The sequence below is a fragment of the Vibrio sp. 99K-1 genome (assembly GCF_013114585.1).
Classification (GTDB): Bacteria; Pseudomonadota; Gammaproteobacteria; order Enterobacterales; family Vibrionaceae; genus Vibrio; species Vibrio chagasii_B.
This window is the reverse complement of the sequence record NZ_VTXF01000002.1, coordinates 18,360-30,977: the sequence shown is the minus strand read 5'-3', so window position 1 is coordinate 30,977 and position 12,618 is coordinate 18,360. Positions and strand designations below refer to the sequence as shown.

Below are 12,618 nucleotides of genomic sequence, written 5' to 3'. Positions count from 1 at the left end.
GAATGGGTGATAACGTTTAGTTATGATATTTAAATTTTATAGATTGAGGCGTTCTAAAAGAAACAATGAACATCAGAATGCATAACAATCCTAGAGTTTCACTTGAGTGAAAAATTACATTTTAGATACTTAATCGCCTGTTATCGTGACCCTAATCTTATAAAAAACAATCCATTAAAACGCTCAATGATTGTGTGATCTACCAATAAGTAACGCATTGAACATAAAGACAAAATAACCCTAGTCCACATTTTTAGCAGGGTTGCTTATGTTGTATTTTGAGTTTCTATTTTTACTTGTCGTTCTCTATATCGGTTCTCGGTATGGCGGTATTGGCTTAGGTGTTGTTTCTGGTATTGGTTTGGTTATCGAGGTGTTTGTCTTCAAGATGCCACCAACGTCTCCACCTGTCACCGTCATGTTGATCATCCTCGCCGTTGTTACCTGTGCCTCGATCCTCGAAGCGGCTGGTGGCTTGAAATACATGCTGCAAGTGGCGGAAAGGGTGCTAAGAAAGAACCCGAAACGCGTCACCTTGATAGCTCCGTTCGTGACTTACTCGATGACTTTCCTATTGGGTACTGGCCACGCGGTTTACTCCATCATGCCGATCATCGGCGATGTGGCACTGAAGAATGGTATTCGTCCTGAGCGTCCAATGGCGGCGGCGTCTGTTGCGTCTCAACTTGCTATCACTGCATCGCCAATTTCAGCGGCTGTGGTGTACTATCTTGCACAGCTTTCTGATATCCAACACTCTATTACTCTGCTTTCCATTTTGATGGTGACGGTGCCTGCAACCTTGTTTGGTACGTTCTTACTTTCTTTGTACAGCTTGAAACGTGGTAAAGAACTGAACGACGATCCTGAATACCAAGCGCGTCTAAAAGATCCTGAGTGGAAAAAGCGTATTGAGAGCACTACAGCAACATCCTTAGATGAAGTGCTGCCTACTTCGGCTCGCAACGCAGTATTGATTTTCCTATTGTCGATTGTGGTGATTGTTATCGTGGCGATGGTGCCTGAGATCAGAACCATCGTAGACGGCGACAAGCCAATCAAGATGTCGGTGATCATCCAAATGATGATGCTCTGTTTCGGCGGTATCATCTTGCTGGCAACCAAAACTGACCCGCGAGATGTGCCAAACGGCGTGGTATTCAAATCCGGTATGGTGGCGGCGATTGCTATCTTCGGTATCGCTTGGATGTCGGATACTTACTTCCAATACGCAATGCCTCAGTTCAAATCGGGTATCGTGGAAATGGTAACCAACTACCCATGGACGTTCGCACTAGCGCTATTCATCGTATCGGTTGTGGTGAACTCGCAAGCTGCTACTGCACGTATGATGCTACCTGTTGGTCTTGGTTTAGGACTAGACCCAGCACTGCTTATCGGTCTGATGCCAGCGGTTTACGGTTACTTCTTCATCCCGAACTACCCATCAGATATCGCAACGGTGAACTTCGATGTGTCTGGCACCACCAAGATTGGTAAGTGGTACTTCAACCACTCATTCATGTCGGTCGGTTTAATCGGTGTAGTAGGCGCATGTTGCTTAGGCTACGCACTGGCACAGATTTTTATCGCTTAATTTAACTTAGCTTTCTTTGATATAACCAAGACAACAACGAAAAACAGCGCCTAAATTGGCGCTGTTTTTGTTTGGGATATTTGAAGCATTGGTTTTCCGAGTCGATACTAACGAGCTTCAAAAGCCAAAGACTGAATTGCTTCTTCAATCGTTGGGAAGTGAATTTTCATCAAGCATACTTCAGCTTTTTGGAACTCGTGATTTCGAATCAGTTTAGTCACGTTTTCAACCGAATATTGCTCAGGTCGTTTGGTGATAAATAGTTGGTCTGAGCTGGATTGTAGCGAGTAGCTTTTACCTTCAGAATCAATGAGGTAATCATCTTCGCCCAAGATCATGTCTGAGCATTCTGCCTGAAAATCGTTCTCGGATGCGACGTAAATCAGTTCATCATCGCCGTCGAGTTTTACCAAAGATGGCCAACGGATCATTACAGCCTCTAAATCATGTATGTTGAAGTGTATCGACTATAAACAGTTTTGAAGCTTGGATCACCTATTGATCTAGCTGTTCAAAACGCTACTTACTTAAAGAGCGGCCTAGCGGTGCAAAGTACCCTTGTATCGCGTTGTAGATTTCCTCTCTATGCGTGAGATCTGGATAGAGGGGGAACATATCCGGCTTGGTTGTACCATCGACTAGGTACGAGTTTTCGATATCTGAGCAGGATTCAATCGCAGATTCAAAAGCGCGCGCCATCATCTCTGTTGGTAACGAGAAGTAACGAGCAGACGTCGCTTTGTCGGCGATGACACTTCGAGCAACGTAATCGTGTTTATCCAAGTTATTCTCGCTAAGTAGCGTGGCATCGAACAGCGACATCAGACTCTCGTTTAATGGATGAGGTCGCACCTTTCTATCGTGTAACCAACAATCGCTAGCAAACAAGATGTGTTTACGCGGCCCTGAGGTATCACCAATCTCAAATGCTTTTTCAGCAATGTAGTGATCAAATGCATGCCAAAACTCGTGAGCGAGCGCACCGGCACCTGCGTTTTTAGCGAGCGCTAGTTCACGTTGGTTTGGGGCATAGTGTGCTTGCACACCTTTTCTGCCTCCACTGCCGAACGCTAAACCTAATGTACCGCGCAGACCAATCGCTTCAGGTGGTAGAGCCAAGATATAAGCGAGGTCCGCTAAAGAGTCGAATATCAAGTTCGCAGCCAAGTCTTTCTCTTCTTTGGTTACCCAAGCGCCCACACGAATACTGCCCATACCGAAGGTCTGTTTAATGTCCATAAAAGACACCTGATCGCCATGTCGATAGTCTGGGCCTTTGCGCGTCTTGTATTTAAAGTGGGTTAACTTCAAAGGATTCCTTAGAAATGAGTGTATGACGTAAATGCTATCAGGTACGGCCCAGTGCCTTACAAACCTAAGCCGAGGAAGTTACCACTTTTCGTAGCCAATTTCTGAATAAAATGACTTTGAGTTAGGTTGAAGGACCTACCATGAGGTGGGATCGCCTTCGCGAGTTAACGGAAACAGAGGTTCATCGGGTTTGGCGTAGCTTAGTCGGTGCAGCCTTTGTGTCACGTGATAGCTGTCTAGGCCTGATATGGTGACTGTGTCTAAAGCCTCCAGATCCAAGTACCCATCGGGCATGAAGGCACTTTTTGGGGCGTGAAGCGTGACGACTTCGCCAATCAGCATTTGGGTGTGATTACTCTCTATCTGAATATGTTCTTTCAACTCCAACCCAATTTTCAAAGCACTTTCTAATACAAACGGCGCTGAGAAGTCATCGTCATAATAAGGTGTCAGGCCGACCGACTCGAATTCGGATACTTCTTTAGGATATCGCGCAGAGGTTTGGTGAGCCTGCTTGAAAAAGTCAGCGCCAATACTGTTAATCGTGAACTGTTTGGTTTCGAGAATGTTGTCCAAGGTGTGGCGGCGTCTTTTACACGGGCGAACAATGAATCCGAATAGCGGGGGGTGAGAGCCTAAATGTACTACCGAGCTTATCACAGCCAAGTTTGCTGCCCCTTGACTGTCACAGCTACCAATCAAATTTGCACTCTTGAATCCTGATAATGAGTTGACTAGACGAGTGCGCCCTCGCTGCTCCATGGCTTGAAGATCGTTCTTTGACAGGGTGATGTCCTTCATACCTTTCTCTTCCTACTTGATTAAATGAACCTGCGTTTTTATGAGCCTATATGTACGAACATGGGCTTTTTATCGATCAAAGAAATCACGAACCCAGAGAGCCCACTTGGTGCGATCGGTTATGTAGTTCAATCGCGAATCGGGAACTGTGGTTCAGCTAGCACATGGTAGTTAGTCGTCTTTGCATAGATTTACGCATGTTGACGTCGCTTTACATGACGCAAGCTAAAGTAAGGGTGTCGTCTTTAAGAGTGTTAAAAAATGAAAACAGTCCGCAATATCATTTGGGCAATGATTGCCACAATGTCAGCCTTTTGGTTTGCGATGGAACCGCAATTATTCGCTTCAAGCAATGTCTTTGAATGGCGCTCAGCCATGATTCAGTACTCAGGTATTTTGTCTCTGATGTTAATGTCCATCACCATGGTTTTGGCAATGCGTTTGCCTATAGTCGAGAATTGGCTCAAAGGTATGGATAAAGCGTATCGAGTCCATAAATGGCTTGGTATCGGTGGTGTGGCATTGGGTGTCACACACTGGTTGTGGTACCAAATTCCTAAGTCACTGGTGACTTTTGGCATCTTGGCTAAGCCTGTTCGACATGATGGTTCAGGGCCACAAGCGGTCTTGACTGGTTGGGAAATGTGGGTCAACGAACTGCGCGATATTGCTCAAAGTATCGGTGAATGGGGTTTTTACTTATTACTTGTTCTATTTGTGGCATCACTATGGGCGGCAGTGAAGTATAAACCGTTCAAATTGTCGCACCGTCTGATGTCGGTCGCGTATCTGTTTATCGCTTTTCACTCGGTAATACTGCTTAAACGAGCGTATTGGGGAGAGCCTATTTATTACCTAACGGTGGCATTTGCTTTGGTTGGATCTATCGCCGCGATTTACAGCTTGTTGGGTTTGGTTGGGCGTCGTAATCGTCACTCAGCAACTATCGCTTCGACTCGCTATTTTCCACAGGCTGAAGTGATGGATCTTGTGTTAAAGCCGGATGCATCTTGGCAAGGTCAAAAAGCAGGGCAGTTTGCTTACTTGCGTTTCGGTAATGAAGACCCGCATCCGTTTACCATTGTTTCTGGCAGTGAAGATTCAGAGTTACGTTTCTTGATCAAAGAGTTGGGTGATTTTACTAATGGCTTGTACGAGCGAGTCAAAGCGGGTGATACCGTAAGAGTTGAAGGGCCTTATGGCCGTCTTGAATTTGATTTGAGCAAGCCACAAATTTGGGTTGCTGGTGGTGTCGGGATTGCTTCGTTCTTTGCCACACTTGAAGCGCTCAAGAGTGAACCAGATCACCCTCGAATCGAGTTGTTTTACTGTACTCGTGGTATCGACGAGCATTTGGTTGATGAGCTACTAGGCTTAGCTCATGAGGTGGGAGTAAAGCTGAACGTTATTGATACTTTGCATTCTCCAAGGTTAAACGCCGGACTAATCGCAAACCAATGTGGTGACCTGAATGATTATGAACTCTATTTTTGTGGACCTGAGTTGTTCTCAACATCATTGAAGAAAGAGTTAGACGCTTATCAATTTGATATCGAAAAGCACTATCACGAAGAGTTGTTTGTGATGCGCTAAAGCTTGAAATAGATTCGTGATAATTGCGCGGAGTAGCACTATAACAGTGCTACTCCGCTGTTATGTTTCTAGGAGCAGTAACGATATGTTTAAACCGATCTAAAGTGCTGCATTTTGAATATCATCCAAGGCATCGCAATAGAAAGGGCCACTAAACTCCAATAAGGCTTGCGGCATCTCTATGGTTTCCGCCAAAACGTTGTGCTCATATAAAGAGACATTAACCGCAGCCTTCATCGATTTCATGTACTTCTGCTCTCCGCCAAAGATAATCACAGAAGGGAAGGCCAACGGGTAAAAGCTTTCCAGTTCGGATTTTACTTCCATGACCATCTTGTACTTAATTTTGTTCATTTCGAGTTTTAAGTACCCTGCGCAGGAATCTACCTCTCTTTTCAGTGAAATATTGCCAATCGCCGGGTAGAAGATCAGGTCATAATTAGGAGAGATATAGCGGCCAGCCCACAGTTCAATATTAGAATTTCCAACTTTTGCACCTGTAAACATGTAGTAGAGTTCATCAGAAAGTCCCATGGTGTAGATCATTCCTGCGCTAGACTCTTTGTCGTACCACCCTTTATCAAGCTGAGCGTATCCGCTTCCAAATAGAGATTGCTCACCATCGTAGAAACTGTACTGAATCGGCGTGCCGACGGTATAAAGAAACCATTTACCTCCGACTCCCGGTAGTTCAGGAATAATACCGAAAGGCGTTTGTCCCGGATTTCTGCCACGCCAATAATGAGCATGTTCGCCATCCCAACGCATCGAGAATTGAAAGTCTTCGAAAGTTACATTCAGTGTGTCTTTATTGGCGACGACAATCCCCGGTATTTCGTAGTGGAACTGTTCCGAGTCGTTAAAACCACGGAGTATTAACTCATCACGAAAGATGTCGTATTTCACTGTCTTGCCGTTTACCGGTGTAAACGCGAGGTGCACGTATGACTTAGGCGTTGGGTCAGTAAAGTCAGGAGCGATGTAGGTTTGTAGGCTGACTTTAAAGTAGCCGACCTCTGGTACGGCGATATTGTAGAACCATTGTTCAGCCCAAGTTTGTTGAGATGATGGAGTATGAGGGCGTATATCCTCGAGTGTGGTAGCAAATCCTTGTGCTACGAACAGGCAGCAACATGCTAGCCCTAAACGCAGTAGTTGGCAGAGGTTCATTGAAGTGATGTCCTTTTTGGGATCCTTTGGAAAAGCGAGTATCAGGCATAGAGCGCAGTGCTATATGCCTGACGAGCCGTTTATTTTCGGCAGATACGAGCGTCAGTGAAGTAGAGCCCTGATTGACAAGTCGTCCCTGATTGACAGTGGGCATCTTCTTGACAGTAACATTCGCCACGCACGTTACATCCTGGTTTTAGATAATCTTCTAATGGCGTTTCACCACTCACACGCTCCCAGAATGGGTTGGTGAAGGTATCGAAAGGGTCCAGCTCCGCTTTGGCTTGCAAGAACTCAGGCCACATCGGGAAGCGAGAGGGCATGTCCTCAAAAATAGCGACTGAGTTTTTACCCCAGTGAGGTCGCGCATCATATTTTCGCAGCGACATTTGCTCTATTTCTAGGTTCACGAAGTAGTTTTTAGGTTCTTTCTTACCCTCTTTACGCAGTGTGTATTCAATGCCGACGAAAGCGGTATCTCGTCCTGCGCTCATTCCTAAGTAACTGTCGGAAGCTTTACCAAATCGGAAGTAAATACCATTGAGTGGGAAGCAAGTACGTGGGTGTGCGTCGACGATCTGGCGGACATCATTGATCCAGTTTGGTAGGCGCTCAATGTCGATAGCAACTTCTTGAAGCGCGATAGGCAGACGATCCCATATACATTTGTTCGGGTCCTTGCATTCGAAGTACTGCATTTGGTCTGAATAGCCGATAGGCTCATCAACTGTCTTACCTGTGATACTGTCCCTGAAGTAGGACTTTGCTCGGCCATTGTAACGAGCGACGGCAGCAAGACATTGCAAACCAGCCCCCGGGAATTCGTGTGCGGCATTAAACAGTAGCCCGAAGAAAAACTCTTCCGCATCTGTGACATCGGCTTGTGCATTGTAGGCTTGGCCTTCTGTCTCGATTGGTACTGGGTTGTAAAGTGTGGTGGTGTAACGCCCTAGACCAGGGAACCATGCGATGTTCGCAGAGTAGTTGTTGTGTGCAATATCCAGTACCACGTCTTCAAGGTCGGAATCATCTCGATAACCGGTGATTTCTGCTTTCACTTTAAAGGCATCTTCAAGTTTTAAGGTCGCTTCAACCACTACGCCAAGTACACCAAGGTTCACTCTTGCGGCGTCCAGTAAATCGCCCTCAAGTACTCTGACCTCGCCTTGCCCATCAACAATTTTTAGCTGGGTAACGTAGTCAGCGAGCATGTTGCTTGGTCTATCTAACGTAGAGCCGTGTGTGCCACTGCCCAGCATGCCACCAACGGTAAAGATAGCTAACTCAGTCACCATGTTGATCGCGTAACCTTGCCCGCGTAAGAAGTCATTGAGATCGTTGAACCGCATACCGGCTTCAACAGTGACGGTCTTATTTGTTGCATCGAAGTGAACGATCTTATTCATATTCTTCAGAGTGATTTGAACTTGGTCGTCACCGGCGCAGGCGGCATCGATTTGGCTGGCGAACTTGCGATTTCCCGTCATCACTTTCTTACCGCGTATCAGAGCGTCTTGGACGATGTTCTGCACTTCATCAATAGAACGTGGGTCGTAAATCGCTTCAGGGTGGCAGGTGTATGTTCCTTGGTAGTTAGAAATCTCTCTTTCCGGTTCATAGGAATGAAGAGAGAAAGCTGTCCCCATTACCGCAGCAAGCAAAGCGTTACCAAGTACCATGGTTTTTATTTTCATTAAGACTTCCTTGTGGTTTAGTCGAGATTGATTTTTAACGGTGGTTTTCTTTATCGAATGGATTAGCCAAATCGAGGCAGAATGTGTTGTTGAATGACTTCTTGAACAGCGCTGCGATGACTTGATAAACGTGAACGGAAAAAGTCTCCGACGTTGGCTTTATAGGCATCGGCAGGTCTCGGGCCTATCTCTGCCACCCATAGCGCATGATTCGTAGTAGCAAAGTTTAGCTGTGGATGTCCTAAGATCGCTAATGGGCCTTGTGCTAAGTTTTGTGCGTCAAAGATCCAGATCTCTTTGCCATTTCCAATGCCATGAGTAGGGTGGCTACGAACCACGGCTGTGAATATATAGCCGTCGTCTTGAGAGGTGCTGTTAGGGCGAGCCATAAACTGAGGCGTTCGCATCACACAATCTGAGGGAAATTGATACGCATCGGCGAGATTCATCGAAAGGCAGTCCATGTGCACTAAAGCCGAGGGTTGGTCGGTTTGAGGTAATGAATCGTTGGTGAATCTTCTATTGGGGTAGTGCTCATAGGCGTCGGCGACACGCTTGATGACATGGTCTTTACGGTAGCCAACGGCAGCCCAATAAATGTGTTCAAATTGCTCTGGGAACTGAAAGTGTCCACGGTACGCGGGATCATTCATATCCCAGAAAAGTCGGTCGTCTCGTATCAGTCTGAAGTCTTCATTTATGTGTCGGACGGATTGCGGTTGAATTTGGATCCTTGCGCGTACTAAGCCGCCGACATCAATGGGTGCTGCAGGGTAACCTGCCAATTGACTCGGAGTTCTTCCACCAAACCATCGCTTATCGCGCGTGTATTGGGGCTCCGATTTGTCCATCGCTCCTAGGTATTGGCCGTATAGAGTGATTTCGTTGTCATGGTCATCGTAATTACACATGATGTCTGAGGTATCGAAATCCAGTTCTAGGTAGTCGGCAACCACATAATCGCGCCCGGGGTAGAGATCTTTCTTACGAATAATCCAAGTTGGAGTCCGATGTTGCTGAGCATAAACCGACGATATACCGATCATACGTAGCGGCTCGACTTGCGCTGCAGTTTCAAATACGAGGATGTGGTGGCGTGTTACACCAAGAGAGTGAGCGGTTGCTGCGATAAAGGCAGGCTTACCGTTACGGCCAATAATGTTCCAGCCTTGTAGAGGGCTGTGCTTATCCCATTTCAGAAGCCGTATAAATCCATTTCTAGTACTCGTATTGGAAATGTTTCCACCGTAGTTAATGGTGAAACATTCATCCGACTCGAGATCAAAATACGGATGGCCTGTGGTACGAACTTGTGGAAACAGCCATTTGTCAGGAATAAAAGGGCTCATCCAAGGTGGAAGACTGCTCTGCCACTCATCATAGTGACCAATCGGTGTGACCAGGTCTAAGCTCAGCGCATCAAATTCGTAGGGAACCCCACCTTCGTAGCTGAGCGCGAATCGGTTGTCACCCAGGTAGTTGGGCGCGGTATTACAATAATTGACGAATCCCATCGTCGGGCTGTAATAAGCCATACCACCAAGTAATTTAAAGCTGTCATAACCATAGGAGATATGCTGTTGCATGATGGCTGACGGGGTATCAATCATCTTACGCAAGAAAGAAACTTTGCTTGGCGAAAAGTCGAGACGGGTTAGAGCGCCGCGGCCGTTCGGACTCAGGTGGTTTGGCTCCAATGGTATCCCTTCAGAAAAAAACACATGACCATTGATATCAGCTGGCAACTCTCCACTAAGAAGGTGTAAATCTCCCGAGGTTGCGCTGCGCCCACCCTGCATAATTGAGACCGGAAATAAGGAATGATTGTTGCCTTGCGAAGCCAAAAGTTGGGTTGGTACAAAGGCAGCTCCAGCTACGCTTTTCAAAAATGTACGTCTTTTCATTGCTCTGATTTATATGTTTGTCCATGCATATAAACAAAGTAGGTGAGTTTTATTGGCTAGAATGAGTAATGTACAAAACTATGAAAGAGTGCAAAGAAGTCGTGTAATTTGACGGGTGAATTACACGGGTTAATATCAATAAGCTATTGATTTAAATGTTTTTAATTTCGTTTTGCTTGTGTTTGGTTTGGCGAGTTTTAACGGTGTGGTTAGCTCTTTATTTCCTTTCTAACGCCAATATTTGAAGAGAGGGTGCTTCTTGATGCGTGGCACCAATACTTTCTGTAACGTTGTATTTAAAGGCGTGAGATAAGTTAATTTGCTATTGCAGCCATTCGCTATTGAGCGATACCATATAGGGCTATTTCTTTGGAAAAGATTCGATTATGTCAGATGAAAAACTCGCACTAGAGTGGATGCGCCAACAGGCACATAAAGTAGACCCATACGTTATCAACCCATCGTTTGATGAGTGCGTTGAGCTGCTTGATCCTGCTTTTAAGAAGGGCAAGAGTGTTGCGCAGTTAAAGTATCTGTTATCAGAAGCGGATCGTAGAGCTGGCGCGGCAGAACGTAAGCATGCGGCTTTAAAATACGCCAAAGAGAAAAGCCCAAATGCTGGTCAAATCTTGCGACTACAAAGCAAGCTTCAACAAGTTCAGTTGGCTCTCAAGCTTGCCACTGGCGATAACAATATGACCATATCTCAGTTCTGTGCGGAGTACGATGTCTCTAAGCGTGATGGCAATACCGCATGGAATGAAAAGCTGGTAGAGCAGAACAAAAGAAGATAGTAAAAAAAAGATAGCAAAATGAGCCCTTTGAACGGGCTCATTTTCGTTGTGCGCTTAAGAAAACCTGCTAAGGCCGGATGTTATTGAAACTGACCTTCTGGGTTCCGTCGTCTAGGTTTTCTAACTCAACCACATCGCCTTGATAGTAATACGGTTCCATTGGTATCTCGCTGTTAGCTGGTCTCGCGTAGTGAAGCACTGCAGGTTTGCCTTCCACTTGTCTGGCATATAAGTAACCAATCAACGCATGCTCAAATTGATGGTAGCCGTTGCCCCAATGAAAAGCCTTAGTGCGCTTAGGTTCAAGCCCTACACCACCATATTTGTGGTCGACCCACACATCGTGAAAAGTCGGCAACGTGTATTGTAGGGTTTCTTTCATCGAACCATCTACAAGCGATACCGTCATTGCCGCTTGGTCGAGCTCAGTCCATTCCCATGACGAAGCCCAATGAGTGTTTGGTCTGCTTTGCCAGCCAGTAATCTCTCGTCCTTGCCATGCCTTCTGAAGCTTGCCGCCAAAGTACTGGAATACATCGGTGAAATCTTTTTGGTACTGCGCTTGGGCTAAAGTGTGCTTCATCCCTTGTATACCGAACTCTTTCCATTCGGAGTTATCCAGAGTTTGTCCGGTAAGGTAAGTCATCCAATACGCTTTGATGGTGTGACCAAAATCATTGTGATTGGCGTTCGGCATCATGGCTGCTTTGCTGTGAATGGCACCGTAAAAGCGTTGTTCATCTTCGGAGTGGTAGTGCTCGATCATGGTTTGTGTCAGCCAATTCAGATCATCAAGCCATTTTGTCTTGGTAGGCTCTTTCAGTAGGGGAGCTATTAACAGCATGTAGCCGTTAATCTGGTCAAGTTGTGCAACCAATTCCCGCTGAGTGGCTTTGCCATCTTCACCGTCGGCAAGCACCCACGCTAGGCCGCTGCTGTCGTTAAGTCGATATTTATTAAAGATAAAAGCTTGTTGAGCGATGAGTGCTTCTTCTACCTTCTTATCTTGAGTTAGGTAGTAGTACATGGCTAAGCCAACTAGCGCATATGCTTGATCTTGAGCCGTTCGCTGTTGCCACTCAAGCCCTGCTTTGCCGTCTTTGGTGAAGCTGATGAAACCACCATTTTGTTTATCTTCTAAGTGTTCAATGAGGTAGTAAGCCCCTTGCTTAGCGAGCGCTAATGCTTGTCTGTCTCCGGTTAGGTGGTAGAGCACGCCATAAGCATAGGTTTGGCGTGACTTCATCCGAGTGAACTCTTTGCCGAAGTGTGGCGTGATCCAGCCTCGATCTAACTCAGGACAAACGTTGGTCACATCAAGCAATGTCCCATCATCACAACGAAACGTCGGGAAGTTGCCTATCGGTTCTCCTTGAGCACTCGGCATCATCCAATAAGGCGCTAATCCTTCGCTGGCATGAGCTATCCAGTCCTCACCTGAGGGTAGGGATATATTGGCAGATACAGCCAAGCTTGTGACACTGAGTAATACGATAGAGGTTCGTAACATGATGTTTATCTTAATGAATTGAATTTGCTTGAATATAAACAATCAGGTCTGCACATTGTGATTAGGCGATCACAATCGATCAAATTAGAGCGGTTTAGAGAGAAAGATTCAAGGTCATGAGTCAATCGAATTTCATCTAGCATTATCCAAAATTAGAATAATTAGTAATGACTATAAGTCATTGGATGAATTTTGGTCTCATTCGTATACTGGATTCAAACAAAGGATGTTTTTTAAACAATTG

At 45.8% G+C, this 12,618-nt stretch carries 10 protein-coding genes; 3 read left to right on the top strand and 7 right to left on the bottom strand.

What is annotated here, in order from left to right; genetic code table 11:
• Positions 1-268 precede the first annotated feature (268 nt).
• Positions 269-1,597, top strand: a complete 1,329-nt coding sequence (locus F0228_RS02105; protein WP_010432780.1) for an anaerobic C4-dicarboxylate transporter — start codon at positions 269-271, stop codon at positions 1,595-1,597.
• A gap of 107 nt (positions 1,598-1,704) precedes the next feature.
• Here the strand turns inward: F0228_RS02105 and F0228_RS02100 are convergent, their stop codons facing one another.
• From F0228_RS02100 to F0228_RS02090, 3 genes are all read right to left on the bottom strand, one after another.
• Positions 1,705-2,028 (bottom strand): DUF4144 domain-containing protein, encoded by a 324-nt coding sequence (locus tag F0228_RS02100; protein ID WP_105058779.1) that lies wholly within the window; start codon positions 2,026-2,028, stop codon positions 1,705-1,707.
• 88 nt (positions 2,029-2,116) lie between these two features.
• Positions 2,117-2,908 (bottom strand): CLCA_X family protein, encoded by a 792-nt coding sequence (locus F0228_RS02095; protein WP_105058780.1) that lies wholly within the window; start codon positions 2,906-2,908, stop codon positions 2,117-2,119.
• 135 nt (positions 2,909-3,043) lie between these two features.
• Positions 3,044-3,709 (bottom strand): flavin reductase family protein, encoded by a 666-nt coding sequence (locus F0228_RS02090; RefSeq protein ID WP_105058781.1) that lies wholly within the window; start codon positions 3,707-3,709, stop codon positions 3,044-3,046.
• A gap of 261 nt (positions 3,710-3,970) precedes the next feature.
• On the opposite strand from F0228_RS02090, the gene F0228_RS02085 reads away from it, so the two are divergent.
• The gene (locus F0228_RS02085) at positions 3,971-5,302 is read left to right on the top strand and encodes a ferric reductase-like transmembrane domain-containing protein (protein WP_171761815.1); all 1,332 of its coding nucleotides are present in this window, start codon (positions 3,971-3,973) and stop codon (positions 5,300-5,302) included.
• Positions 5,303-5,401: 99 nt separating this feature from the next.
• Here F0228_RS02085 and F0228_RS02080 read toward each other — a convergent pair whose 3' ends face one another.
• From F0228_RS02080 to F0228_RS02070, 3 genes are all read right to left on the bottom strand, one after another.
• Positions 5,402-6,472 carry a hypothetical protein gene (locus F0228_RS02080; RefSeq protein ID WP_171761814.1) on the bottom strand — a complete coding sequence of 357 codons (1,071 nt, stop codon included), beginning with the start codon at positions 6,470-6,472 and terminating at the stop codon, positions 5,402-5,404.
• Between the two features lie 80 nt (positions 6,473-6,552).
• Positions 6,553-8,166, bottom strand: coding sequence for an FAD-binding protein (locus F0228_RS02075; RefSeq protein ID WP_061033034.1), 1,614 nt, complete (start codon positions 8,164-8,166; stop codon positions 6,553-6,555).
• Between the two features lie 62 nt (positions 8,167-8,228).
• Positions 8,229-10,070: a carotenoid oxygenase family protein gene (locus F0228_RS02070; protein WP_171761813.1), complete on the bottom strand. Its 1,842-nt coding sequence runs from the start codon at positions 10,068-10,070 to the stop codon at positions 8,229-8,231.
• A gap of 386 nt (positions 10,071-10,456) precedes the next feature.
• On the opposite strand from F0228_RS02070, the gene F0228_RS02065 reads away from it, so the two are divergent.
• On the top strand, positions 10,457-10,864 hold the full coding sequence (locus F0228_RS02065) for a hypothetical protein (protein WP_102425500.1): 408 nt from the start codon (positions 10,457-10,459) through the stop codon (positions 10,862-10,864).
• A gap of 67 nt (positions 10,865-10,931) precedes the next feature.
• Here F0228_RS02065 and F0228_RS02060 read toward each other — a convergent pair whose 3' ends face one another.
• Entirely contained in the window at positions 10,932-12,374 is a 1,443-nt protein-coding gene (locus F0228_RS02060) for an N-acylglucosamine 2-epimerase (RefSeq protein WP_171761812.1), read from the bottom strand.
• Positions 12,375-12,618 lie beyond the last annotated feature (244 nt).

Coding starts and splice junctions, on each gene's coding strand:
- F0228_RS02090 (WP_105058781.1), bottom strand. CDS start 3,709: ATGAAGGACATCACCCTGTCAAAGAACGATCTTCAAGCCATGGAGCAG.
- F0228_RS02070 (WP_171761813.1), bottom strand. CDS start 10,070: ATGAAAAGACGTACATTTTTGAAAAGCGTAGCTGGAGCTGCCTTTGTA.
- F0228_RS02075 (WP_061033034.1), bottom strand. CDS start 8,166: ATGAAAATAAAAACCATGGTACTTGGTAACGCTTTGCTTGCTGCGGTA.
- F0228_RS02060 (WP_171761812.1), bottom strand. CDS start 12,374: ATGTTACGAACCTCTATCGTATTACTCAGTGTCACAAGCTTGGCTGTA.
- F0228_RS02080 (WP_171761814.1), bottom strand. CDS start 6,472: ATGAACCTCTGCCAACTACTGCGTTTAGGGCTAGCATGTTGCTGCCTG.
- F0228_RS02065 (WP_102425500.1), top strand. CDS start 10,457: ATGTCAGATGAAAAACTCGCACTAGAGTGGATGCGCCAACAGGCACAT.
- F0228_RS02085 (WP_171761815.1), top strand. CDS start 3,971: ATGAAAACAGTCCGCAATATCATTTGGGCAATGATTGCCACAATGTCA.
- F0228_RS02105 (WP_010432780.1), top strand. CDS start 269: ATGTTGTATTTTGAGTTTCTATTTTTACTTGTCGTTCTCTATATCGGT.
- F0228_RS02100 (WP_105058779.1), bottom strand. CDS start 2,028: ATGATCCGTTGGCCATCTTTGGTAAAACTCGACGGCGATGATGAACTG.